Genomic DNA, 23,274 nt, shown 5'->3' with positions numbered 1-23,274 from the left:
CGAGAGGTGTTGCTCACAGGGGGAATCCCAAGTTGTTTTATTTTGACAATAAGATACAAGGTTTTGGCATGCTTATCACTCATGTATAAGGAGCTGACCTGATGTTAACGAAGAGGAAAGATAGAGCAAGAGGATTCAGCGGTTTCAAAGCCGGAATGATCCTGCTGCTCGGAACATTGCTTCTATTGACTATGGTATTCCCGAATACAGCCAGAGCAGCGACAAGTGTCTATACGATATCCGCCTTTACGAACACAAGTGAGTCCAATATGTATATCTATGAATCCTATAATGCGACCCACTATGGTTTGCTGAAAGGGCCGGCCTATACACCTCCGACCGATCTGATCCGCGATCCCAGCATCATGAAGCACACAGATGGTCTATATTACGTTGTCTACACCACGAACTGGTCGGGTAACACCATTGGCATCGCCTCCAGCTCGGATAAGGTAAACTGGACATTTGTCCGTAATATTACTTTATCCACACCTACCACAATTGCACACACCTGGGCACCAGAATGGTTCAAAAACAGCAACGGCAGTCTGAACATTATCGTGTCCCTCTCACCAGGCAACTATCAGAATTTCAAACCTTATGTACTCACAGCTTCAGGTAGCAATCTAACATCTACCTCATGGTCTGCACCTACTGAACTGGCAGGCATTGCTCCCAATTATATCGACACTTTTATTGTGAAGACAGGCTCAACCTATCATGCTTTTACCAAGAACGAGACCACCAAATACATTGAATATGCGACAGCCACCTCGCTAACGGGTCCTTATACCTTTAAAGGTACAGGGGATTGGGCAGGTTGGGGTTCTTGGGTGGAAGGTCCGGCGCTTGTTCAGCTGGATAATGGTTCATGGCGAATCTACTTTGACGGCTATGCAACACAAAAATAATATTACAGCGACTCTGCTGACAACTTCCAGACTTGGGGTGCCAAACAAGAGATTGCAGGTCTTACCGGACTCGTCCGGCATATGACCGTATTGAAAGAGTCCGGGCAACCGGGGGATATCCGCAAGTTGGAGTCATTCAATGTACCAGGCAGCTTCATTCGTCACTACAACTATCAGGCACGGATTGATGCAAGTGTCAGTCCAGCGGAGGATGCACAATTCCGTATCGTAAGCGGGCTGTCGAATGCAACAGGCATTTCGTTTGAGTCCATGAATTATCCGGGTTATTTCCTGCGCAATAATAATGGCAACATCACACTTGTGAAAAATGACGGCAGCACTACATTCCGAAATGACGCCACGTTCAAACGTGTAAATGGACTTGCTAACGCTAGTTGGACATCGTATACCTCGTTTAGTAACCCGAACCTGTACCTGAGACATTACAATAATGTGCTGAAATTGGAAGCTGTCGTTACCGCACTCGATAAGTCAGACGCGACCTTCCGAGAGGTTGCACAATAATTGGTGTTCGTGTTTTGAAAAATGATAAGGAGTGAAGCGGATGAAGTGGTTAAAACGAATGAGCTCGCTGCTGCTGGCAGGAAGTCTGCTAACAGGCAGTTTGGGTCTGGGGACAGAGGTATCTGCGGCGGGAGCCTACACGGCTGTTGCCGATCCATCGAAGCAATATCAGACGATGGAAGGATGGGGAACATCCCTCGCGTGGTGGGGCAAGGTGGTTGGAGAATATTCCAATCGGGATGAGTATGTGGAGAAAATGTTCAATGCAAATACCGGACTGGGACTGAACATCCTGCGGTACAATATTGGAGGCGGGGATAATCCATCATCCAATATCCTTGAATATCGTAAAGCCGTTCCTGGTTACCAGCCTTCTCCCGGCGTGTATGACTGGAATGCAGATGCAAACCAACGATATATGCTGCAAGCTGCCAAAGCGCAAGGCGTGAATATCATCGAAGCTTTTGCGAATTCCGCACCTTACTGGATGACCATCAGTGGTAATGTGTCCGGTTCGGCCAATGGTGGTAACAACCTCAAGCCCGATTACTACGATGATTTTGCCGATTACTTAACTGAGGTTGTGAAGCATTTTCGGGATAACTGGGGGATCACATTTGATAGCGTAACTCCGCTGAATGAACCGATCTCGACGTGGTGGAAGCAGGGTAATGATCAGGAGGGCATGCACTTTGACCGGGCGGATCAGAACACGATTCTGAGTCAGGTACAAGCTTCATTGAATGCGAAGGGCCTGTCCACAAAGCTGAGCGCACCAGAAGAATACAGTATCGATGATACCGATGTGTCGTTCAACAGCTATAGCAATGCCGTTAAATCAGCGATCACTCAGATCAACACCCATACGTATGGCGGAAGCAATCGTACTGCTTTGCGTAACACAGCGACGTCTGCGGGCAAACATCTGTGGACCTCGGAATATGGAGACGGAGATGCAAGCGGACTTACCATGTCACGTACCATCCTCAAGGATATTCGCAATATGGGCGCAAGTGGATGGGTGTATTGGCAAGCCGTGGATAGTGCAGAAGGATGGGGATTCTTCAAGAACGTGTTGAACGATACGCAAACGACCAGTTACATCGTGAACCAAAAATATTATGTCATGGGCAATTACAGCAAATTTATTCGTCCGGGGTACAAGATTATCGGCATGAGTGATGCCAATACCCTTGCAGCCTATGATGCAGCTTCCGGCAAAGTTGTACTGGTTACAACCAATTCGGATTCGACGGATACAACAGTAACCTATGATCTCAGTCGTTTTACTAACACAGGCACGTCTGCTCAAGTATATCGGACCTCTTCAACGGAGAAGTTGCAGCAACTGACCAATATTTCGGTGCAAAACAAAACCTTTACCGCTACGGCCAAGGCTAATTCGGTGACAACCTACGTCATTTCCGGTGCAACTTACAATGGCGGCACAGGATATGAATCCGGGGCCATCTACAAATTAATCAACCGCAATAGTGGACTTGCACTCGATGTTAACGGTGCTTCTTCTACGGGTGGGGCAACAATCATTCAGTGGAATGATAATGGAGCAGCCAACCAGCAGTGGAAGCTAGAGTCCGCAGGTAACGGATATTACAACATCCGCAATGTGGGCAGTGGGCTTTTGCTGGATGTGAATTCGGGTTCTACACAAGGCGGAGCCGCTCTGATTCAGTGGCAGGATAACGGGGGCAACAATCAGCAATGGCTGCCAATTGATGTGGGAGGATATGTGGTACTTGCGAATCGAAACAGTGGCCTGACGGTTGACATCAATCAGGGTTCTCTGACCGCGGGTGCCTCCACCATTCAGTGGGCCGACAATGGCGGGGCCAATCAGCAATGGAGCCTCGTCAAAGTTAATTAGTGTGAGTACGCATGAATTAAACGTTATTACGTGTCCTTTTTTCTTGGAGGTGCAGTGCTCTAAGCAACACTGCACCCTCAAGGAAAGTAGCTATTTTAGACATACATACATATATTCATCCACCCAGCTGGTACTTAACGAAAACGGGATAGGGCGAACCTGCTAATATCCTGATCGGTGTGCCCCGTTTGCACCAAGTCGGATAGAATCTGCCCAATGGCACTTGCAAACTTGAAGCCATGACCGGAGAAACCGCCTGCGAGCCACACACGTTCATGGGCAGGGTGTCGGTCGATAATAAAATCTTCATCCGAAGTGAATTCATACTTGCATACACTACCACGCTTCAATGCTCCTGCTGCCTGAGGCATATGAAGTTCGAGCAGCCTGCGCAGATCCCCCTCGTCCGTTTCTTCCGTACCAAAAGGAGCCATTGTACTTCCTGGTGTCCACACCTGACCCGTATCATGACGACCCATCTTCAGACCTGATCCGCCAATGCTTGGAAATCCATAATATGTACCTTCTTTTCCTGCCAGTGTAAAACCGGGGAAGTGTGCCTCGCCATACAAGGCTTCTGGTGCATCAAACCATCCAACCGTTTTACGTACAGCCTGGATCGGGAGATCCACGAAAGGTTTCAATGTCTGAAACCAGGCGCCAGCGCTCAGGATGATTTGATTTGCATGGTATGTCTCACCACCTGAAGTCTGAACTGCCACGGAATGTGGTCCGTATTCGATATGCTCCACCCGTGTGTGTGTTAACAAGGTGGCGCCATGAGCCTCGGCTGCCTTGCGAAAGGCACGAATACAGGGTTCACTATACAGATAACCCGCATCAGGCTCATACATGCCCTCGTAATGTTCAGGTACTGTAATACCTGGCCAGCGTTTCATCACCTCGGCTGCGTGCAACGTTTCATACCGAATACCTGCATCATCTGCATGGCTCAATCGGTTGTGGAAGGAATGAATCTCCGGATCAACCACATTTATTACACCGGAAGGAACAAACAGTTGGTCTCCGGTCGTTTCCTCCAGCTCGTGCCATAACTTCTGTGCAAGTAATGCCATGGCAATATAGTCAGGCCCACCACTGTACACATGGCGCATCAGTCTGCTATCCCCGTGATGACTTCCTTCCGTATGCGGAGGATCAAAGGCATCAATTAGTAAAGTTTTGCATCCACTGCGCGATAGATAATAACCTGCACTCATGCCCATGGAGCCGGCTCCAACGATAATAACGTCATATGATTGTGTGATAATAGCACGTCCTCTCCTATGTAAACTTTTCTACAGTAATGCCTTAATAGAACATATTAATAGTAAAAGCTTGATGAAGGCAAGTGTAGTAAAATGGACTTCTACAATGAATGTTGCAAAGGAGACCTCGCATGAGTGAGCAATTTAGGTTTGATCTATTTCCATTAATTCAGACAGAACGATTCATCCTCCGGTCGGCAGAGGCTGGGGACAGCCATGATCTGCTCGCGTTATATTCCGATGAAGCTGTGGTTCAATATATGCCATTCACTCCCTTTGAATCCGTGGAGGATGCACAGGGTGAGATGAATTGGTATACGAAGATTTTCAAGGAAAACACGGGATTACGCTGGATGATTGAAGACCGTGAAACTCGTAAAGTGATCGGAACCTGTGGGTTCCTGAACTATGAAGATGTACATAACCGTGCAGAGATTGGATACGATTTGCGTTCCTCTTTCTGGGGCCGCGGTGTTATGACTGAAGTGGCCCATGCTGTGTTACATTTTGGATTCACATGCATGCAGCTCAACAAGATCGAAGCAAAGGTTGAACCGGAGAACGAGGCGTCAATTCAGCTGTTACATAAACTTAATTTTCAACAGGAAGGTGTACTGCGGCAGCATGAGTTTGAGAAAGGCAGATATATTGACCTTGCGGTGTTCTCTAAGTTACGAAGCGAAATATAGGCAGGCTCGCCCCATAAGGATTCCAATGACTCCATCTCATTCCAGAGCCATGAGGCTTGTCCCTCTGAATGAGCCCATGCTATATTGGAGAGATGTGAGGAGATGAGGATATGAAGCTGGTGTCCTGGAATGTGAATGGCTTAAGGGCATGTGTGACCAAAGGATTCATGGATTATTATCAGGAGAGTCAGGCGGACATTTTCTGCCTTCAGGAGACCAAATTACAAGCTGGACAGATTGAGATGGACCTGGGGGAAGATGTTTATCAATATTGGAATTATGCGATCAAAAAAGGTTATTCCGGTACGGCTATATTTAGCCGAATCAAGCCTATATCCGTTCGTTACGGGATGGAGGAGGACAGCGAGCCGGAAGGCCGGATGATTACACTGGAGTACGATGAGTTTTATCTGGTGAACGTTTATACACCTAACGCGAAACGGGATCTGACCCGACTACCTTACCGTCTGGAATGGGAGGATCGATTCCGAGGATATATTCTGCAGCTGGAGCAGACTAAGCCGGTTATCGTCTGTGGTGACCTGAATGTGGCTCATCAGGAGATTGACCTGAAGAATCCGAAGCCCAATCTGGGCAACTCGGGATTTACGCTGGAAGAGCGTAGCAAGATGACCGATTTGCTTGCTTCTGGTTATGTGGACAGCTTCCGCCATCTGTACCCGGATCGTACGGATGTATACAGCTGGTGGTCTTATATGCCAAAAGTTAGAGAACGGAACGTCGGCTGGCGCATTGATTATTTTCTAGTATCCAATCAATTGGCACCTAAGGTGGCAGATGCGCATATCGACTGCCACGTGATGGGCAGTGATCATTGCCCGGTGGGTCTTACGTTACAACTATAGGTAAGGATCATCGTGAGATAGATTGAGGTAAGAGTTTTAGAATACAAGTATAGATCAACTGCAAGTTTCCTGAATGGGAGATTTGCAGTTTTTTTTGCGTCACAGGTAGGGGAGGGACACTGGACTTTGGTTGGGGAAAGAACTGGACTCGGGATTGTTTCAATCCCGCTATTTCTTGGGTACGATTGAAGCATACATATATAGATGAACCTTTGGGGTAAGGGGTAGAGAAGATGAAGAAGGGGTTACGGAGAGGGTTAAAAGTGCTGGGAGGCATCATGCTTGCCACAGGACTTTTGCTGCTGGCAGGTACAGCGTATGAAGCGTATCAATCCACGCAGGATATGAAGTCCTATCCCCCGCCAGGCAAGTATTATGAAGTGAGTGGTCGCAACATGCACCTCTACACCGTTGGCAAAGGAGAGGTAACCGTGGTGTTTGCCTCAGGCTGGGGTACACCCAATCCGTATGTGGATTTCAGTCCGCTATATGACAAGTTGAAATCACAGGTAAAAATTGCGGTATATGATCGGTTCGGGTACGGATACAGCGACTATACGGATGAACCTCGTGATGTTGATACCATCTCGGAAGAGATCCACCAATTGCTGCGCACATCCGGTCAACGTCCACCTTACATCATGGTTGGTCACTCCCTGGGTGCGCTGGAGACACTGCGGTTTGCGCAAAGGTATCCTGATGAGGTGGCTGGCATGGTCATGATCGATGGCGGAAGCCCGGAGTATTACAGTCGTACGGACTTGAATACACCAGAATGGATGATGGATTGGTCCCGTTTTCTGGTGAAAACAGGCATCGCACGAACATTGCTGCAATCGGATCGCATGATGGCATCTCTGGTCATTGACCCAAATCTGGTAACGGAACCGATGAAAAAAGCCGTCACGATATCCACGCTGAGACATGCGTACAATGACAATGTCATGGAAGAGGTTCGGAATTCCAGAACAAATGCAGCGTGTGTGCTTGAGAACAAAACGAAGTTTGGCTTTCCCCTGACGATCCTCACAGCCGGTTCGGAGGAGTTGGATGAGGACAGTCATGCATGGCAGGCCGACCAAGCGAATTTTGCTTCATGGTCAAGACACGGAACACAGCTGACAGTTCCACAAGCGACACACAGTATCCACAACAGTCAACCGGATATTGTCGCTGCCGAGATTATGAAATTAGTGACACCGTCAAGTGACCTATGAGTAACATGATTCCACAAACACATGAAGAACAGGAGGAGGAGGGATGGATGAAAAAGTTTAAAGTAATCACCCGCTTCCTGTCCATTCTTGTAGCCAGTTGTCTATTGTCTCTAAGTGTATTATCTGTATCTGTGATATGGGTTAAGAATAACGTTCATGCGGTGCCTGTGATCCAGCCGTTTGAACGTGATTAGCACATGAAACGAAGAAGAAGGAGTGGTAACAGATGATGAAGAGAAGGAAATATGTATTGGCCTGTGCGGCACTGGCGATGATGGTGGCCTTAAGTGCTTGCAGCAGCGCGGCAGACGAACCGAGTGATACGGAGAAGGTGGACACTGAAGTTTCCTCCGGAACTGGTGAACAAGCGACTAATGAAGGTGCAAGCGAAGCAACAACAAGTGCAGTGACCGAGACGGAGGGTACGACTGCACCAACCGACTCGGATTCAGATCGTGGTGAGGAAGCGACTGCTGGAACCAATGAGTTGCCGGAGAACTTGCCAAGTGATTTCCCATTGCCGGAAGATGCTACGATTCGTTTAGCCAATTCTGGTGAGAATGAAGGCAAGCAATCGGCCATGGTGATTTTCTCCACTGAACAAGATATGAAAACCGTATCCCAGCTGTATAAAGATTACTTCAACGCCAAAAAGTTGACGGATGCAGGTCAGACGATCGATGACAAAAATATTATCATTCAGGGAACCGATCCGGAGACGCAGGATGTCTGGTCCTTGATTGGAGGAACATTGGCGGGACAGGAAGGCGTCATTGAACTGACGTTGACCTGGACAGAATCATAAGCAGAAGATAAGGGCTATTTTTCTTTCCTGCTTTTTTTCTTCCTAAAATAACGAATGAACGCCATAATACCTTGCATACGGAGCCGCATTATTGCTGCACCGCTGCAAGGTATTTTTATTTCGAACTGGAAACCTGACAGGTTACATGGTATGTTATATCATTATAAACAGAGTAATAGACAACTATAGAAGAAGACAGGAGAGGATTGAACATGATTAGAGTGGGTATTGTTGGTTACGGTAACTTGGGTAAAGGTGTAGAGAAAGCCATTTCCCAGAACGAGGATCTGGAACTGATTGCTGTGTTTACACGTCGTAATCCGGAGCAGATGGTCGCTGAAAGCACAGAAGTACGTTTTGAGCATATCTCTGCAGCGGAGCAATACATAGGCAAGATTGATGTTATGATCCTCTGTGGTGGTTCTGCAACCGACCTTCCAGAGCAAACACCAGCCATCGCCAAGTTGTTCAATACGGTAGATAGCTTCGATACACATGCGAAGATTCCTGAATTCTACAAAGAAGTTAATGCTGCGGCAGAGCAAGGCGGTCACGTAAGTGTCATTTCCACAGGTTGGGACCCAGGCTTGTTCTCCATGAACCGTCTGCTTGCACAGTCCATCCTGCCAGAAGGAAAAGAGTACACGTTCTGGGGCAAAGGTGTGAGCCAAGGCCACTCGGATGCTATTCGTCGTGTTCCAGGCGTTAAGGCGGGTGTACAGTATACTGTACCTGTTGAAGAGGTAATCAACCGGATTCGTGCAGGGGAGACACCAGAGCTGTCTACACGCGAGAAACATCTGCGTCAATGTTATGTGGTAGCAGAAGATGGTGCTAATCAGGATGAGATCCGTGAGACAATTGTGTCGATGCCTAACTATTTTGCAGATTACGATACAACTGTAACGTTTATTAGCGAAGAAGAATTGAAATCCGAGCATGAAGGTATGCCGCATGGTGGATTTGTTATTCGCAGTGGGGTTACAGGGGCTGGTCAAAAGCAAATTATTGAATTTGGTCTGAAACTCGACAGCAATCCTGAATTTACAGCAAGCGTACTTGTAGCGTATGCAAGAGCCGCACAACGCTTGAGCGTGGAAGGACATAAGGGAGCGAAAACGGTATTTGATATTCCGCTCGGTCACTTGTCTCCAAAATCGGCTGAAGATCTCCGCCGCGACTTGTTATAATTCTGATTCGTTCCAGTGAGTTTATAACAAACAGCTCGTCCTTGGATGTATAGGACGAGCTGTTTTTTTTGCTGTTGCTGTATACGATTCATATATTCATATAAATTGGCAGGTACTATGCTGCCTGTATCCCTGCTCGTGCTCTTGCGGAAATGGCACCCTACACCCAGTGTGAGGGAATGTTAAGATGATCCGGCAACTTGGTATTCACATTACCTTTGGCTGCATTAATCTGGGATTGCGTCAGGAAGATGCCACCTCTCAGGTCTGCATCGCCCAGATCCGTATCCCGCAAGTCCGCGCCAATCCAATCCGCATTTCGTGTATCTGCATTTCGGAGATCGGCTGCGATCATTAAAGCCCCTCGGAAGCTTGCGCCCCGCAGGTCAGCCCCTTTTAAATTGGCACCAAAAAAGTCACTTCCGGTACGTTTTTTACTCTTCTTCGACTTCCCTTGTCCATGAGCGGTGGGTGGCACATTCGCGCGTACCATCTCACTTGCCTGGACCAAGAGTTGATTCACACTGGACCGATAATCGGCGATGTCCAGACGGAGGAGGGCCGCAGGCTCCAGATTGCTCAAGCGATCAACCTCCTCATATAACTCACCAAATGCCGAGTGAAGGGATGACGTCTCCGGTCTCATCATCATTTCCTTCATATAACTGAGCAACTCGTGAAGTTGTCGCAAGGCAGGCAGACAATCGAACATCTCGTTTGCAGACTCTGGATGATCACGCCAATCTTTGCCCGCGTAGGTCACTTGGGACAGCTTCTGTCCAGCTCCGAAACAGTCGTATACCGTGCAACCTTTGAACCCTTTCTGCCGAAGCTGGGTATGGATACCGCAGCGATTGTCCGTGCGCAGATTGGGACAGGGGGTGCCGCTGGCCTTGTCAAAAGCAAAGTCCGATGACTTGCCATAGGGCAAGGCAACACAGCACAGGCCAAAACATTGCTCACAGTCTGCGCTAAGATGAGGACTCGCAGTGCTGGCAAATGGTTGGTTAGACAATGTAAACACTTCCTTATAATAGTACAAATAGATGGAATTACGTCAGTACCACTTTACCATTGCCTTGCGATTAGAGCAATTGAAGACAAGGAAAAAAGGGCAGTTACCCAAATAGATGGGAACGCCCTTTGATCGTGGAGAATCACGTATTTAAATTAAACTACACCTTGAGCGATCATGGAATCCGCTACCTTGAGGAAACCGGCGATATTCGCTCCGGCTACGAGGTTGCCTTCACAGCCATACTCTTCAGCAGCTTCTACACAGCTGGTGTAGATGTTCTTCATGATGTCATGCAGCTTGGCGTCTACTTCTTCAAATGACCAGGACAACCGCATGCTGTTCTGTGACATTTCAAGAGCAGACACGGCTACACCTCCGGCATTAGCCGCTTTGGCTGGACCGAACAGCACGCCTGCACCGTGGAAGACGTCAATGGCAGCCAGGGTGGAAGGCATATTGGCGCCTTCGCCAATGGCCTTCACGCCACCTTTGATTAGAAGGGCCGCAGCTTCTTCATCGATCTCATTTTGCGTTGCACATGGAAGAGCAATATCACAAGGGATGGACCAGATGCCTTCACAGCCTTCAGTATATGTAGCATGCGGGTGTTCTTTGATGTATTCGCTGATGCGAAGACGATCAACCTCTTTCAGACGTTTCACGGTATCCAGGTTGATGCCTTGTGGATCGTGTATGTAGCCACCTGAGTCACTACACGCCACAACTGTAGCTCCAAGCTCCTGTGCCTTCTGAATGGCATAGATGGACACATTACCAGAGCCAGAGACAACGACTGTGCTGTCTTGGAAGCTGAGTCCCTTGGATTGCAGCATCTCCTTCACGAAGTACACACAGCCGAAGCCAGTCGCTTCCTTACGTGCCAAGCTTCCTCCGTACAGCAGTCCTTTACCTGTCAATACGCCTGCCACATGTCCGCCATGGATACGTTTGTATTGGCCGAACATGTAACCAATTTCCCGTGCACCTACACCAATGTCACCTGCTGGTACATCGGTATCGGAACCAATATATTTGTAAAGTTCAGTCATGAAGCTTTGCGTGAAACGCATGACTTCCAGATCCGATTTTCCTTTGGGATCGAAGTCAGAACCGCCTTTACCACCGCCAATGGGCAGACCGGTCAAAGCATTTTTGAAGATCTGTTCGAAGCCAAGGAACTTGATGATGCCCGAGTATACAGAAGGATGGAAGCGAAGTCCGCCTTTGTAAGGGCCAATCGCGCTGTTGAATTGCACCCGGAATCCACGGTTAACCTGAACTTTGCCCTGATCATCTACCCATGGGACACGGAATGTGATTACACGTTCAGGTTCAACAAGCTGTTCCAACAGACTATGGTTCTTATACTTAGGGTGTGCTTCAATAACAGGAATAAGGGAATCCAGAATTTCTTTGACAGCCTGATGGAACTCATCTTCGTGCGGATTTCTGGCGACAACCGACTCATAAACGGAATGAACATATTCTGCGGCAGTAACTTGAACGGACTCTGTAGTTTCTTTTGTTATCGTGGACACTTTTTCGATGCACTCCTTTATTGTGTTAAAGTCTGTAGAGGCTTATTTGCATAAATTGAATAAAAGTTTGTAGTTAAATATACAGGAAAGCAAATAAAAATACGAGATGAAAATTCATAAAATGTTTTTTATGCAGTAATTAAAATGTTCTATGGATCTACCATATGATGTGAAGAATTAAGTTATTAAATGGAAGATATGACCACAAATGATAATAAAAAAGCAAGTTAGACGAATATACTGGATTAAAATATTAGTTTTGGTAAGATGGTAAGAAGGTCTCGTATCCCGGGGTCTTTTTAAAATAAAAAGGAGGAAAACAAGATGATGAAGAGAAACATGCCAATCAACATGGAGAACAAGGCTTGTATAGGGGGTGAAATCTATTATGAACCATAGGACTTCCCGCCATAATTGCAGAGAGAAGCTGGTGAGCCAGCTATTTACATTCGGTGAAGAGAAAAGAACATTTCTCGACGCCTATTTCGACGTGCGTGATCCAGAGCGGATACAATTGGAAAAACAATTGTCGGCATATAAGGAGTATGTGGAAAAACTGCTCCTGGGCCCGGATGAAGATCTGGACTCGGCGGTATTGATCGGTAGTCATATTGATTTTGAATATATCGATTTTCATACATCAGATTCGTTCATGATTGTCATGCCAGAGGATACCAATCCTGATGAGGGGCGTATTTCCTTCCTCTCTCCAGTAGGGAGTCAATTACTGCTTGGCAGTGTAGGGGAAATTAGGTCTGTTCATACACCATCAGGTTCCATGAGAATCCGCATTACGGGGATCGAGCTGAGGAGCGAAACCTTGAACGAGCCGGCGCTAGGGGGTGCAGATCATGCACTTTAAAGAGACGGACTTACCAGGGATTGGACGTAAATACTGGCTGCATACCCGTAGTGGTGAGCATTTGGTCATAGTGATTCATAACGACGAGCGACGAGACCTGTTCCATATGGAGTCAGGGGATACACCTGAAGAGGTGGGTGATATGGTATCTCTTGTCACCCTGGACGATGATGAAGCCCGAGCGGTAGCCGCTATTGTTGGTGGTATGACCTATAAACCGAAGTTTCAGGATGAGCGTGAAGTAATGCTTGAAGGGCTGTTAATCGAATGGCTACGGATTGAGCCTCACGCCGCAAGCGTAGGCATGACGATTGGTGAACTGGATATCCGTCAGGCCACGGGCGCCGTAATTCTCGCTGTTGTAACCAAGGATAAGGAGAAGCATTTTAATCCAGGCCCGGATTATGCTTTTACCGCTGGAGCTACAATTGTAGTTGCCGGTGAACGGAATCAGATCAAACATCTCAAACAATTGTTAACTGATGGACGGACTTAGCCTATGGATATGCTCATATTCGAAGTGGGAATTGCCGTTGCGCTGATTACACTTACTGGGCTGATATCTTCACGATTACGATTTTCGGTCATTCCTTTCTATATCCTGATTGGTATGGCCGTTGGACCACATGCACCACAGATTGGCATAGTGGATTTACGTTTTATCGAAAGTTCGACCTTTATTGAATTTATGGGCAGGCTTGGCATTTTGTTTCTGCTATTTTATCTGGGTTTGGAGTTCTCGGTCTCCCGGTTATTAAAGTCTGGCAAAGCCATTCTGACCGGGGGCATGTTCTATGTGGGCCTGAATTTTGTCTCTGGATTGCTGTTGGGGTGGTTCATGGATCTGCCCCTTCAGGAGACACTTGTTGTCTGCGGGATCATGACCAGCTCTTCTACAGCCATTGTAGCTAAAGTGCTCGTTGATCTGAAACGCACGGCAAACCCTGAAACAGAGATTATTATGGGCATGATCATGTTTGATGACTTGTTCATCGCGATTCATATCTCCATCCTGACCGGGCTTGTGCTCAGCGGGGCAACTTCATTCTTAAGTGTTCTGTTAGTATCGCTGTCTGCCCTGCTGTTTATTGTGCTGTTCCTGATTATTGGCAGGAAAAGCATCAAATATATTGATAAGGCACTGAATATCAAGTCATCAGAGTTGTTTCTGCTTACCGTCATGACACTGCTCTTCCTGGTAGCAGGTTTCTCGGAGACGCTGCACGTAGCGGAAGCTATTGGAGCGTTGATGATGGGGCTTGTCTTGGGCGAATCAAGACATGTGAGTCGGATTGAACATCAGATCATGCCTTTCAAAGATTTTTTTGGTGCAATTTTCTTCTTCAGTTTTGGCCTGACCATCGAGCCGGCTTCACTTGGCGGAGCTGTTGGGATGACGATTATTGCCGTTATTCTGACGATTGCCAGTAACTATGGTGCAGGTATGATCGCTGGCAGACTGGCTGGAATGAGCCCTAAGGCCTCGTTGAATGTGGGCTTTACCCTGGTCTCCCGGGGCGAATTCTCCATTATCATGGCGAACATCGGCAAGGCCGGAGGGCTGATGGCATCCATCCAATCGTTTGCCGTGTTGTATGTGTTAATTCTGGCTGTGCTGGGGCCTATCCTGACCAAAGAATCTCCGCGGATTTACGCATCGTATGCGCGGCTAAGGAAGCGGATGAAACGAAGGGAAACGGGTTGAGTCAAACGCTGTCTGTCCTAGGACAGATAGGGTATTCTGACCGTAGTGTTTAATAGGCGCCACACCATTTGGAGAGCGAAATTACTCCGGGGTGTGGCGTTTTTTTATTACGGGGAACCCATCGAATACAGCCTTGTTATTATACCTATTCCACCAAATTATGGTATGTATCCATATCTTGTGCGTGGTCGTGAATGTTCAAGTCCAGAGGCAGGACTATAGATGTGATTTGGTAGAGAGGGATTGAAAATAAGAAGTTATTATGTAAAATAATGTTATATTCAAATTTAGCAGTTGAACGCACTATGTACACGAGAACGAACGAGGAGGAATAGCTCATGAACAAGAAAAGTAGATTTCAACGGTTAAAATGGGCCGGTACAGGGATGTTGCTCAGTCTCGTATTATTTGCTCTACCTGCATCTGCCGCATGGAACGATACATATCAGGGTTACGCGACGTATACAGGCTCAGGTTACTCGGGAGGTGCAGTGTTGCTTGATCCCATCCCGGCAGACATGAAGATTACTGCACTTAATCCGTTCCAACTCAATTATAACGGTGTCAAAGCCGCTTTAGCGGGAGCCTATCTCGAGGTGCAGGGTCCTAAAGGCAAAACAACCGTCTATGTAACAGACCTCTATCCAGAAGGCGCCAGCGGAGCGCTGGATCTCTCACCGAATGCCTTTAACCTGATCGGTGACCCAAAGGCAGGTAAAATCGATATCAGCTGGAAAGTGGTCAAAGCTCCAATTCAAGGCAACGTCTCCTATCGGATCAAGGAAGGCAGCAGTCAGTGGTGGGCAGCCATTCAGGTTCGTAATCACAAATATCCGGTGCTGAAGTTCGAAGTGAAACAGAAGGATGGCACGTGGCTCAATCTTGAAAAGCAAGACTATAATCATTTCCTCGGAACTGGACTGGGCAAAGAAAAATTAAACGTTCGTATTACCGATATTCGCGGTCAGGTATTAAATGACACGATCCCGGCTCTGCCTAATGATGGGTCAGGTGGTGCCTATATCGTACCGGGCAATGTACAGTTTCCCGATTGACAGATATACGAAGGTGTTATAAAAAGAAGTATGGTCATAGACGTATTTTTAACGAAAAGTCGTACACTGTACGGCTTTTTTTGTATACGAAAAGAGGAGAATATAACGTATGAAAAAAAGTTTGCCTTCATATCAGACAACACATCCCTATTGGAAACAGTATCAGGGCTTTTTCCCGGAAGAAGTGAGGTTAGGGGAGCATACAACTCCTGAGGAAGAATGGTGGGAGTCAAATGGGGTTCATCTGCATATCGATCGTTTACCTGCGCCGGAGTCTTCAATCAAAATTCTGTTCATTCATGGTGCGGGAGGCAATGGCAGGTTGCTCGCTCCGTATGCCCGTATGTTGCAGCGACATGGATACGAGGTGGTATCGCCAGATCTTCCGCCATATGGGTTAAGTTACGCAATGTCTGGTACACGTATTAACTACGAACTTTGGATAGAGCTGCTTGTGTCACTCATCGAACGGGAATACAAGAATGATGGCAAGCCAATCGTTGTATTGGGAAGTAGCATCGGAGGTATGCTTGCCTATCACACCAGTGCACGCAGCAAGCGTGTTAAGGGTTTGATCGCAACTACATTTGTAGACACGAGTAATCAGGAAATGCGAGATCAGCTTGCACCGAATCGTCTGGTAAGCCGGGCGGGAAAACGGATGATGGATCTGTTCCCTGGTCTGCTGGATCATGTACGTATTTCGGTCAAACAGGTATCCCGAATGCAACTGATTACTAATAACAAGGACTTAACCCGGCTTATTATGAATGATCCACAAGCGGCAGCTACACGTATTCCGTTGGAATTATTAAGAACATTCCTTAATAAAAAACCGGAGGTAAGCCCGGAACAGTTCAATCAGTGTCCGGTCCTGTTGGTTCACCCTGAACTGGACCCCATGACACCGATCAGGTTCAGCCAATCTTTTTTTGATCGTCTGGTGGTGGACAAGGAATGTGTGATCTTGGAAGGGGCAGGTCATTTTCCTATAGAGCAGCCAGGACTGAACCAGTTGGAGGTAGCGGTACTACGATTTTTACAACAAATTCAATGATGACCACAGGCTACTACACTGCTTCGCATAAGATAGTTTACATATCCTAAGTACGTGAAACACCTTCCATTAAGGGAGGTGTTTTTGAATGTTTCTGATATGAACTGCGCTACCGCCAACCTGAATCTGTGTGATTTCATTAGAGCTGTTCAAAGTTAATCTGGCTCGGATCTCGGAGGGGCGGTTCATGGTATACCCTTGTCTGATCGTGTACGTGTGAAGATGAGGATCTGTAAGCTGGTTGTACTGGAATAAATAACAGAGCATTGCACCATTGGATGTGCCAGTTGCGCTCTCTTCCGGTATATCATAAAGCGGTGCAAAATTACGGCATTCTGCCAGAACGTCCATATCATCTGATTCGAGTGTAAACACGTGATAACCTATGGCATGATGAGCCTTGCTTATTTCAGTGATACGCTGGAAGTCAGGGTCGATTTTGGTCAGAACATCAACATCCCTAACAGCTATCAGGATATCGGGTAGCCCGGTAGATACGATCTGTACAGGTAGCTCGGAATGCAAATCCTCCATAGAAATACGTAATGAATCGGCAATCTGCTGTCGATCCACGATCTCCCCAAACTCCGGCAACGTCTGAGACAGATAGACTTCTCCATTGACTTCGATATCAACTTTAAGAATTCCGGCCAGTGTTTCCAGTGTATATGTACCAACATTAACGAGATGTTGTGTCTTCATTAGATAAAATAAAGCAATTGTGGCATGTCCACATAGATCGACTTCATCACTTGGAGTGAAATAACGCACTTTGAAATCAGCCTGATCCGATGGCATAACAAACGCAGTCTCTGAAAAACCGATTTGTCTGGCAATCTCCTGCATCTGGGTTTCAGACAAATACGCTGCTTGTAAAACAACACCTGCGGGGTTTCCGCCATGAGCCTTGTCCGAAAATGCATGTAATGTACTTACTTCTACTTCCATCGTGTTACCTCGCTTGTTCAGTTATTGGGTTAAGATTTAACGTAATCGATAATCGACATTATATCACGATTGTTGAACGGGCTTGTGAATCCCAGATTGCTGTGAATTTTGAATGATTAGGTCAAGTGATCGCTGGGAAAGGGTAATGAAGGGAGAGAGAGTATAACGATAATCAATGGAAAGGCTGGGATTTCTAATGAAAGCAATTGTGATTGAGGAATTTGGTGGAGCGGAACAATTGAAGGAACAAGAAGTAGCCAAGCCAACATGTGGAGTTAATCAGGTATTAATCCAAACACATGCCACGTCGGTGAATCCGGTAGACTTCAAAATCAGACAAGGTTATATGAAAGAAGTAGCGGAGAATTTTCCGTTGATTCTGGGCGGCGATGTTGCCGGTATTGTGGCTGAAGCAGGCTCAAATGTCACGAGGTTCAGAGAAGGTGATCGGGTATTTGCACGTCCGCGTCAATTCGGGACCTATGCAGAATATGTTGCTGTTGATGCAGACATTATTGCCCGTATACCGGAGAATTTGAGCTTTGAGGAAGCGGCAGCGATCCCGCTGGCTGCGATGACGGCATGGCAGGCACTTGTGGATCACGGACGTTTAGGCAAAGGGCAGAAGGTACTCATTCATGCTGGTGCAGGTGGTGTGGGAACGTATGCCATTCAGATCGCCAAGTCCCTCGGCGCTGAAGTGGCTTCCACGGCAAGTGAATCAAACGAAGCGTTGCTTCGTTCGTTGGGTGTAGATCATTTTATCAACTATAAAAAAGAAGATTTCTCGGAGATTCTCTCCGGTTATGATGTTGTGCTGGACACCATGGGCGGTGATATTCAGCGCGATAGCTTCAAGGTGTTAAAGTCTGGCGGGCATTTGGTATCCTTGGTGGAACAACCGGATGAGAAGCTTGCCAAGGAAGCCGGAGTAACGGCCAACGTCTTCATGATGGAGCCCAAAGGGGATCAACTGGATCAGCTGGCTGAACTGGCTGCGGAAGGCAAGCTCAAATCGATTATTGATGGAACGTACCCGCTAACTCAACAGGGAGTAAGGGAAGCACATGAGAAGAGTGAAACCCATCATACCCGCGGGAAACTGGTTATTCAGGTGCAATAGAATTCATTAACTCGTAGAAGTATTTGGACTCATGAGTCTGATATAGATTGTACCAGGCCTGTAAGGTTTCTGGTGCAAAGACATTCAACAGCTTTAACACATGCATTGTAAATTCTAACGGAGCTATTCCAGATGCAGTAACTAGATTTCCATCGGTTACTGCAGGCTCCGTTACATAATAGGTTTCTCCAGTATAATCTGGGCATATCATCTTCAGGTATTCTAAATCATTGCTTGTATGCTGTCTGGAATCCAGTATCCCTATTTTTGCAAGTGCAACTGTCGCACCGCAAATCGCCGCAATAACCGTACCCTCTTCTATAGAGGTAGCAACTTTTTTCAATAGGGGATCATGGATGGTATCCATCCAGGTGTTTCCTCCTGGAAGAATGATGACATCGTCACCTTTCAATGTACATTCATCAATAGAAATATGAGGAAGGATGTTCAATCCGCCCATGGTAGTTACCGGATGTTTATCCACGCCTACGGTTACGACCTGTAAAGGCTGGATCTCTTTCCTGAAATACCTTCCCGAGTTCAATTCAGCAGTTAGATAGCCTACCTCCCAATCTGCCATCGTATCAAATACATATAGATATACGTTCTTCGTTTGCATCATACATGCTCCTTTTGTTTTCATGATTGAATGGATTACTCTTGTATTATAAATTAACTTCACTGACATCTACGGTCAGTGAAGTTTTTAAATTTGAAAATTAACAGCCCTAAGAACCAATATAGGGACTGCTCCCCAATTGTAGTGGAATAAGATATAATAGGAGAAATTTATTCCATTTTGTGCATGAGGTGATTAGGATGTCCAACGAACTCATTCAAGCCATTCAATTGTTAAAAGAAAAGAAATGGGTGGATCTGACCCATACGTTTGGTCCAGGCTCTCCACATTTTTCAGCTTTTGAGGCAGCACAATTCGATACACTGTTTGATCACGATCAAGGTTTCTTTGCCCAGAGCTTCAAGTTCCCGGGTCAATACGGGACACATCTTGATGCGCCGATCCACTTCGTTCGGGATGCCCGGTATCTGGATGAACTAGGTTTGAAGGAGCTTGTATTGCCACTTGTGGTCATTGACCAATCCGCCGAAGTAAAGAACAATCCGGATTTCACACTGGATGTGGAACATATTCTTGAATTTGAAAGACTGCATGGAGTGATTGAAGCTGGAAGCTTTGTAGCCTTACGTACCGATTGGAGCAAACGCTGGCCTAACCATGAAACATTTGATAACAAGGATGCGGAGGGCAACAGTCATGCACCCGGATGGTCGGTTAGTGCGCTCATGTTTTTATTCGAGGAAAGAAAAATACAGGCGATCGGTCATGAAACCTTTGACACGGATTCAGCGGTGGATTATCAGAAGAATGGAGCACTTCTGGCAGAATATTATGTACTTGCCCAGGATACATACCAGGTCGAGCTGTTAACAAACCTGGATCAGGTGCCGGCCAAGGGCGCTGTTATTTTCAATATTGTACCCAAAGCGGAGAAAGCTTCTGGTTTTCCAGTCCGGTCTTTTGCCATTTTGCCGTAAAACTAGCTAGATCAAAAGCTGAAATAGATAAATCAGGCACAGAACTCAGAATGATACTCAAGTAGACAGCCGGCTAAATAGTCGGCTGTTTTTTAGTTAAGCTAACGGGCAGGTTAATTTAACAAGTGTAGAGATAGTTAATCCAAGCTACAAAGACCAAACAAGATACTTAGATTACCTGCCATTCATAAGGGCGTCTTTAAGCGAAGCAAAATGTACCATGAGGACGAGTTTGATTACATATGATCCTCTTATGGTTTATTGTGGTTACTTTTACACATTAAAAAACACCTCTGATACTTATTTTAATGGCTTATCTTAAAAATACGTATACAGGGATTAATGATGGTTATTATAGGGGTTGTAGGGCTATTTATGGCGGTTTAAAAGCTATATTGACCTGCATTTTTAGGTCTATTATTATGTTAGGGAACGCGTTCGCATTGTTTGATCTGTTGTTGTTGAGGAGTAGATAGAATGGAGTTTGTATGGTATTTGGCTTTAATCATTGTTAGTACAAAAATAGCAGGACATGTATCAGTAAGATTGGGCCAACCCTCTGTGCTTGGAAAATTGGTTATCGGCATTATATTGGGACCTGCAATTCTGGGGTGGATTGATAATAATGAGTTCATTCATTATGTCTCTGAAATAGGTGTATTATTACTTATGTTTATTGCTGGATTAGAAACTGACTTAGATCAGTTAAAGAAAAATTGGAGATCAGCAGTTGCCGTTGCTGTGGGTGGAATTATCCTACCTTTTATCGGTGGATTTGGAGTAGCAGATTTGTTTGGATTATCTACAAACTATGCACTTTTTATGGGGGTTTTATTCAGTGCAACATCTGTAAGCATCTCAGTACAAGTGCTGAAGGATATGGATCGTTTAAGTTCAAAAGAAGGCACAACTATTCTCGGAGCTGCTGTAGTTGACGATATTTTAGTTGTTATTCTTTTGGCATTTATGATGAGTTTCTTGGGTACAGATCAGGATGTATCGTTAGGACTTTTAGTAGGGAAGAAAGTGCTGTTCTTCATAGGTGTGTTTGTTGCAGGGGTATTTATAGTTCCTCGTGTTATGAAGTGGCTATCAACTCTTAAGGTAACAGAACCCATAATATCAATCGCACTCTTCATTTGTTTTGGATTTGCGTACTTTGCTGATTTGATGGGTATGGCCGGTATAATTGGTTCATTTGCTGCCGGTATTGCAATCTCACAAACGAATTTTAAGAATGTTGTTGAAAAAAAGGTCGAGCCCATTGCATATTCAATTTTTGTTCCCGTTTTTTTTGTGAGCATTGGCCTCAATGTTTCATTTGAAGGTGTAGGACAACAGATAGGATTCCTTGTCGTTCTAACCATTGCTGCTGTCTTGACTAAATTACTGGGCGGTGCATTGGGAGCAAAGATTACAGGATTCAGCAATGTATCTTCTTTTGCTATAGGAGCTGGGATGGTATCAAGAGGAGAAGTTGCATTAATTATTGCTTCAACTGGTATACAAGCAGGGCTTCTTTTACCTGAATACTTCACTTCAGTTGTTATAATGGTGATACTTACAACTTTAATAGCTCCACCAATGTTAAAGGTATTATTTAAGCCACGTAAGGAAACTGCTTCAAAAGAAGGCGGGCTATAAGAGTAAAAGGGGGCGAATATTATATCTAAACTCTATTTGTTTTCTTATAAGCCTAAAAATGAAGGATGGACCGAGGAGTGTATAAACTTTCATCTTGAGCACCTGTTTGAGGTCAAACATCTTCATGACAGAGTGTATTTAATTAAAACAGCTGATGATATTGATTTGTTAGATAAGTACCTTCTTGAGTGTCTGCGTACGCATGATAGTTACTTTTTATTACAAATCAGTGAAATGCCTGTCACACATCGTCAGAATAATCTTATATCTGAAGAAGTGACTAGATGGCTTCAACTCTAAATAATTTCAACGGACTATCAATAGATAGTTCGTTTTCTTTTTTTTGAAAAGTGAGGATTCTACAGTAAAAGGGGTTGCGAAGAAGTGATCAGCTAGTGGAGTTGGCAATGAGCTCAAGCTCGTTTACAACTTCATCAAGCGGCTTCCTGGTATCGATCTCAACAGTAGCTCCAGCACGTAAGAGAGGCTCAACACTAGCGACGTTTTGTATAATTTCTTCACGTTGATTGACAGTTTTTCCATAATCGTTTGTCTTACGGGAATTTATACGTTCAAGGATTACTTCGAGGGGGGCACTTAACAACACTACTGCATCAAACATCGGGTAAAACTTCCCCTGATTTGATACACAACCCGAAATGAATAAAGTACCTTTGGTATGTTCAGTGAGCAGCTCATCAATTCGATTCTCGTTCCATAACCACCCAGAACCATCCACATTCTCGCTCCAACCATCATAATCGGTGTCGATAACTCTATGCCCCCTATGAGCAAGTTCGCCCAGAACCGTTGTTTTACCTGTACCCGACATTCCTGTCACCAGAATTATCGCCTTCTTTTTTGATATTGAGCCCGAAGTATTTGTCATATTTTCACTCCCTTTATAAGAAATCAGGTAAGTAAGCTTATCAGGAACCAAGTCCAGCTGGGATTTGACCTATTGGAAACAAAAAATTGTATTTTGGCAAACTTATGGGTTAAGTCACAACTAACAAAGTCTAAATGATTCAAATATGTAAATAGCAAGGGAGGCGTATTCCGCCTCCTTTTTATGTTGTTACTTTTGATCCGAGTGAGGATCTTGATTAAATCTTTGAGAGATTTTTTTCTCTGTTTTCTTACGCCGTATCCAGCGCTTAAGTATGCCTTCTTCTTTGCGTTCTTGCAGTGTTTCCTTCAAACCTTGAATCATAAATTCCGATCTTCGTCTGTCATCCCGACTAATCTCGCGTAATTCCTTAATAAATTTGTCGTCCATATCTGCCTCTCGCTTATTCAGGATAATTTCATTATACCGAACGTACGTTCTTTTATCAAGTTTTTCCATTACGAATGATTTTCGAGATCAATATAGTGAAAAGAAGCACAGGAACAATACGTGGCATGTGTG

Annotated in this window: 24 protein-coding genes; 17 read left to right on the top strand and 7 right to left on the bottom strand. The window is 45.6% G+C overall.

Annotation, left to right across the window (positions count from 1 at the left end; translation table 11 throughout):
* Positions 1 to 101: 101 nt before the first annotated feature.
* The 3 genes from MHH92_RS22370 to MHH92_RS22360 all read left to right on the top strand — a co-directional run bounded on the left by MHH92_RS22370 (position 102) and on the right by MHH92_RS22360 (position 3,321).
* Positions 102 to 911 carry a glycoside hydrolase family 43 protein gene (locus MHH92_RS22370; protein ID WP_340906391.1) on the top strand — a complete coding sequence of 270 codons (810 nt, stop codon included), beginning with the start codon at positions 102 to 104 and terminating at the stop codon, positions 909 to 911.
* Between the two features lie 81 nt (positions 912 to 992).
* On the top strand, positions 993 to 1,436 hold the full coding sequence (locus MHH92_RS22365) for an AbfB domain-containing protein (protein ID WP_340906390.1): 444 nt from the start codon (positions 993 to 995) through the stop codon (positions 1,434 to 1,436).
* Positions 1,437 to 1,476: 40 nt separating this feature from the next.
* Positions 1,477 to 3,321 carry an RICIN domain-containing protein gene (locus MHH92_RS22360; RefSeq protein ID WP_340906388.1) on the top strand — a complete coding sequence of 615 codons (1,845 nt, stop codon included), beginning with the start codon at positions 1,477 to 1,479 and terminating at the stop codon, positions 3,319 to 3,321.
* A gap of 134 nt (positions 3,322 to 3,455) precedes the next feature.
* Here MHH92_RS22360 and solA read toward each other — a convergent pair whose 3' ends face one another.
* Positions 3,456 to 4,589 (bottom strand): N-methyl-L-tryptophan oxidase, encoded by a 1,134-nt coding sequence (solA, locus tag MHH92_RS22355; RefSeq protein WP_143781427.1) that lies wholly within the window; start codon positions 4,587 to 4,589, stop codon positions 3,456 to 3,458.
* Between the two features lie 131 nt (positions 4,590 to 4,720).
* Between solA and MHH92_RS22350 the strand changes: the two genes are divergently transcribed.
* The 6 genes from MHH92_RS22350 (at position 4,721) to MHH92_RS22325 (ending at position 9,356) form a co-directional block, all read left to right on the top strand.
* Positions 4,721 to 5,278, top strand: a complete 558-nt coding sequence (locus MHH92_RS22350) for a GNAT family N-acetyltransferase (protein WP_340906386.1) — start codon at positions 4,721 to 4,723, stop codon at positions 5,276 to 5,278.
* Between the two features lie 110 nt (positions 5,279 to 5,388).
* Positions 5,389 to 6,144, top strand: a complete 756-nt coding sequence (locus MHH92_RS22345; protein ID WP_340906383.1) for an exodeoxyribonuclease III — start codon at positions 5,389 to 5,391, stop codon at positions 6,142 to 6,144.
* 233 nt (positions 6,145 to 6,377) lie between these two features.
* Positions 6,378 to 7,361, top strand: coding sequence for an alpha/beta hydrolase (locus MHH92_RS22340; protein WP_340906381.1), 984 nt, complete (start codon positions 6,378 to 6,380; stop codon positions 7,359 to 7,361).
* Positions 7,362 to 7,408: 47 nt separating this feature from the next.
* Positions 7,409 to 7,555, top strand: a complete 147-nt coding sequence (locus tag MHH92_RS22335; protein WP_017687030.1) for a hypothetical protein — start codon at positions 7,409 to 7,411, stop codon at positions 7,553 to 7,555.
* A 32-nt stretch (positions 7,556 to 7,587) separates the two neighbouring features.
* Positions 7,588 to 8,166, top strand: coding sequence for a hypothetical protein (locus tag MHH92_RS22330; RefSeq protein ID WP_253502478.1), 579 nt, complete (start codon positions 7,588 to 7,590; stop codon positions 8,164 to 8,166).
* 212 nt (positions 8,167 to 8,378) lie between these two features.
* Positions 8,379 to 9,356: a diaminopimelate dehydrogenase gene (locus tag MHH92_RS22325; protein WP_372238418.1), complete on the top strand. Its 978-nt coding sequence runs from the start codon at positions 8,379 to 8,381 to the stop codon at positions 9,354 to 9,356.
* 160 nt (positions 9,357 to 9,516) lie between these two features.
* On the opposite strand, the gene MHH92_RS22320 is transcribed toward MHH92_RS22325, so the two are convergent.
* Together MHH92_RS22320 and gdhA are read right to left on the bottom strand one after the other, a co-directional pair.
* Entirely contained in the window at positions 9,517 to 10,371 is an 855-nt protein-coding gene (locus MHH92_RS22320; RefSeq protein WP_253502475.1) for a pentapeptide repeat-containing protein, read from the bottom strand.
* A gap of 155 nt (positions 10,372 to 10,526) precedes the next feature.
* Positions 10,527 to 11,912, bottom strand: a complete 1,386-nt coding sequence (gdhA, locus tag MHH92_RS22315) for an NADP-specific glutamate dehydrogenase (RefSeq protein WP_200904550.1) — start codon at positions 11,910 to 11,912, stop codon at positions 10,527 to 10,529.
* A gap of 388 nt (positions 11,913 to 12,300) precedes the next feature.
* Here gdhA and MHH92_RS22310 point away from each other — a divergent pair, with 388 nt between their 5' ends.
* From MHH92_RS22310 to MHH92_RS22290, 5 genes are all read left to right on the top strand, one after another.
* On the top strand, positions 12,301 to 12,774 hold the full coding sequence (locus tag MHH92_RS22310) for a GreA/GreB family elongation factor (protein ID WP_091013515.1): 474 nt from the start codon (positions 12,301 to 12,303) through the stop codon (positions 12,772 to 12,774).
* Positions 12,764 to 13,270, top strand: a complete 507-nt coding sequence (locus MHH92_RS22305) for a cation:proton antiporter regulatory subunit (RefSeq protein ID WP_036617317.1) — start codon at positions 12,764 to 12,766, stop codon at positions 13,268 to 13,270. The genes MHH92_RS22310 and MHH92_RS22305 overlap by 11 nt, the downstream gene beginning before the upstream one ends.
* Before the next feature lie 3 nt (positions 13,271 to 13,273).
* Entirely contained in the window at positions 13,274 to 14,479 is a 1,206-nt protein-coding gene (locus MHH92_RS22300; protein ID WP_047843919.1) for a cation:proton antiporter, read from the top strand.
* Positions 14,480 to 14,817: 338 nt separating this feature from the next.
* Entirely contained in the window at positions 14,818 to 15,534 is a 717-nt protein-coding gene (locus MHH92_RS22295) for an expansin EXLX1 family cellulose-binding protein (protein WP_036668609.1), read from the top strand.
* A gap of 109 nt (positions 15,535 to 15,643) precedes the next feature.
* The gene (locus tag MHH92_RS22290; protein WP_340906369.1) at positions 15,644 to 16,591 is read left to right on the top strand and encodes an alpha/beta hydrolase; all 948 of its coding nucleotides are present in this window, start codon (positions 15,644 to 15,646) and stop codon (positions 16,589 to 16,591) included.
* Between the two features lie 69 nt (positions 16,592 to 16,660).
* On the opposite strand, the gene MHH92_RS22285 is transcribed toward MHH92_RS22290, so the two are convergent.
* Positions 16,661 to 17,539, bottom strand: coding sequence for a PhzF family phenazine biosynthesis protein (locus MHH92_RS22285; protein ID WP_340906367.1), 879 nt, complete (start codon positions 17,537 to 17,539; stop codon positions 16,661 to 16,663).
* A gap of 196 nt (positions 17,540 to 17,735) precedes the next feature.
* Between MHH92_RS22285 and MHH92_RS22280 the strand changes: the two genes are divergently transcribed.
* Positions 17,736 to 18,662: an NADP-dependent oxidoreductase gene (locus MHH92_RS22280; protein WP_340906365.1), complete on the top strand. Its 927-nt coding sequence runs from the start codon at positions 17,736 to 17,738 to the stop codon at positions 18,660 to 18,662.
* Here the strand turns inward: MHH92_RS22280 and MHH92_RS22275 are convergent.
* Positions 18,646 to 19,281: a type 1 glutamine amidotransferase family protein gene (locus MHH92_RS22275; protein ID WP_340907746.1), complete on the bottom strand. Its 636-nt coding sequence runs from the start codon at positions 19,279 to 19,281 to the stop codon at positions 18,646 to 18,648. The two genes, MHH92_RS22280 and MHH92_RS22275, sit on opposite strands and share 17 nt — an antisense overlap.
* A 200-nt stretch (positions 19,282 to 19,481) precedes the next feature.
* Between MHH92_RS22275 and MHH92_RS22270 the strand changes: the two genes are divergently transcribed.
* Complete coding sequence (locus tag MHH92_RS22270; protein WP_340906363.1) at positions 19,482 to 20,219, top strand: cyclase family protein; 738 nt, start codon at positions 19,482 to 19,484, stop codon at positions 20,217 to 20,219.
* Positions 20,220 to 20,696: 477 nt separating this feature from the next.
* Positions 20,697 to 21,863, top strand: a complete 1,167-nt coding sequence (locus tag MHH92_RS22265; protein ID WP_340906361.1) for a cation:proton antiporter — start codon at positions 20,697 to 20,699, stop codon at positions 21,861 to 21,863.
* Positions 21,864 to 22,251: 388 nt separating this feature from the next.
* On the opposite strand, the gene MHH92_RS22260 is transcribed toward MHH92_RS22265, so the two are convergent.
* Both MHH92_RS22260 and MHH92_RS22255 read right to left on the bottom strand, forming a co-directional pair.
* A complete protein-coding gene (locus MHH92_RS22260; RefSeq protein WP_253502460.1) occupies positions 22,252 to 22,752 on the bottom strand; it encodes an AAA family ATPase in 501 nt (166 codons plus the stop codon).
* A 189-nt stretch (positions 22,753 to 22,941) separates the two neighbouring features.
* A complete protein-coding gene (locus MHH92_RS22255; RefSeq protein ID WP_026080945.1) occupies positions 22,942 to 23,142 on the bottom strand; it encodes a hypothetical protein in 201 nt (66 codons plus the stop codon).
* Between the last annotated feature and the right edge of the window lie 132 nt (positions 23,143 to 23,274).

This window comes from Paenibacillus sp. FSL M7-1414 (assembly GCF_038003195.1).
In the GTDB taxonomy this organism is placed as follows: domain Bacteria; phylum Bacillota; class Bacilli; order Paenibacillales; family Paenibacillaceae; genus Paenibacillus; species Paenibacillus amylolyticus.
Note: the sequence above shows the minus strand (reverse complement) of the source record. Positions and strands in the feature narration are given on the sequence as shown.

Excerpts from the sequence above, each read along its gene's own strand:
- MHH92_RS22370 (WP_340906391.1), top strand. The coding sequence starts at position 102 with ATGTTAACGAAGAGGAAAGATAGAGCAAGAGGATTCAGCGGTTTCAAA.
- MHH92_RS22365 (WP_340906390.1), top strand. The coding sequence starts at position 993 with ATGACCGTATTGAAAGAGTCCGGGCAACCGGGGGATATCCGCAAGTTG.
- MHH92_RS22360 (WP_340906388.1), top strand. The coding sequence starts at position 1,477 with ATGAAGTGGTTAAAACGAATGAGCTCGCTGCTGCTGGCAGGAAGTCTG.
- MHH92_RS22350 (WP_340906386.1), top strand. The coding sequence starts at position 4,721 with ATGAGTGAGCAATTTAGGTTTGATCTATTTCCATTAATTCAGACAGAA.
- MHH92_RS22345 (WP_340906383.1), top strand. The coding sequence starts at position 5,389 with ATGAAGCTGGTGTCCTGGAATGTGAATGGCTTAAGGGCATGTGTGACC.
- MHH92_RS22340 (WP_340906381.1), top strand. The coding sequence starts at position 6,378 with ATGAAGAAGGGGTTACGGAGAGGGTTAAAAGTGCTGGGAGGCATCATG.
- MHH92_RS22335 (WP_017687030.1), top strand. The coding sequence starts at position 7,409 with ATGAAAAAGTTTAAAGTAATCACCCGCTTCCTGTCCATTCTTGTAGCC.
- MHH92_RS22330 (WP_253502478.1), top strand. The coding sequence starts at position 7,588 with ATGATGAAGAGAAGGAAATATGTATTGGCCTGTGCGGCACTGGCGATG.
- MHH92_RS22325 (WP_372238418.1), top strand. The coding sequence starts at position 8,379 with ATGATTAGAGTGGGTATTGTTGGTTACGGTAACTTGGGTAAAGGTGTA.
- MHH92_RS22310 (WP_091013515.1), top strand. The coding sequence starts at position 12,301 with ATGAACCATAGGACTTCCCGCCATAATTGCAGAGAGAAGCTGGTGAGC.
- MHH92_RS22305 (WP_036617317.1), top strand. The coding sequence starts at position 12,764 with ATGCACTTTAAAGAGACGGACTTACCAGGGATTGGACGTAAATACTGG.
- MHH92_RS22300 (WP_047843919.1), top strand. The coding sequence starts at position 13,274 with ATGGATATGCTCATATTCGAAGTGGGAATTGCCGTTGCGCTGATTACA.
- MHH92_RS22295 (WP_036668609.1), top strand. The coding sequence starts at position 14,818 with ATGAACAAGAAAAGTAGATTTCAACGGTTAAAATGGGCCGGTACAGGG.
- MHH92_RS22290 (WP_340906369.1), top strand. The coding sequence starts at position 15,644 with ATGAAAAAAAGTTTGCCTTCATATCAGACAACACATCCCTATTGGAAA.
- MHH92_RS22285 (WP_340906367.1), bottom strand. The coding sequence starts at position 17,539 with ATGGAAGTAGAAGTAAGTACATTACATGCATTTTCGGACAAGGCTCAT.
- MHH92_RS22280 (WP_340906365.1), top strand. The coding sequence starts at position 17,736 with ATGAAAGCAATTGTGATTGAGGAATTTGGTGGAGCGGAACAATTGAAG.
- MHH92_RS22275 (WP_340907746.1), bottom strand. The coding sequence starts at position 19,281 with ATGCAAACGAAGAACGTATATCTATATGTATTTGATACGATGGCAGAT.
- MHH92_RS22270 (WP_340906363.1), top strand. The coding sequence starts at position 19,482 with ATGTCCAACGAACTCATTCAAGCCATTCAATTGTTAAAAGAAAAGAAA.
- MHH92_RS22265 (WP_340906361.1), top strand. The coding sequence starts at position 20,697 with ATGGAGTTTGTATGGTATTTGGCTTTAATCATTGTTAGTACAAAAATA.
- MHH92_RS22260 (WP_253502460.1), bottom strand. The coding sequence starts at position 22,752 with ATGACAAATACTTCGGGCTCAATATCAAAAAAGAAGGCGATAATTCTG.
- MHH92_RS22255 (WP_026080945.1), bottom strand. The coding sequence starts at position 23,142 with ATGGACGACAAATTTATTAAGGAATTACGCGAGATTAGTCGGGATGAC.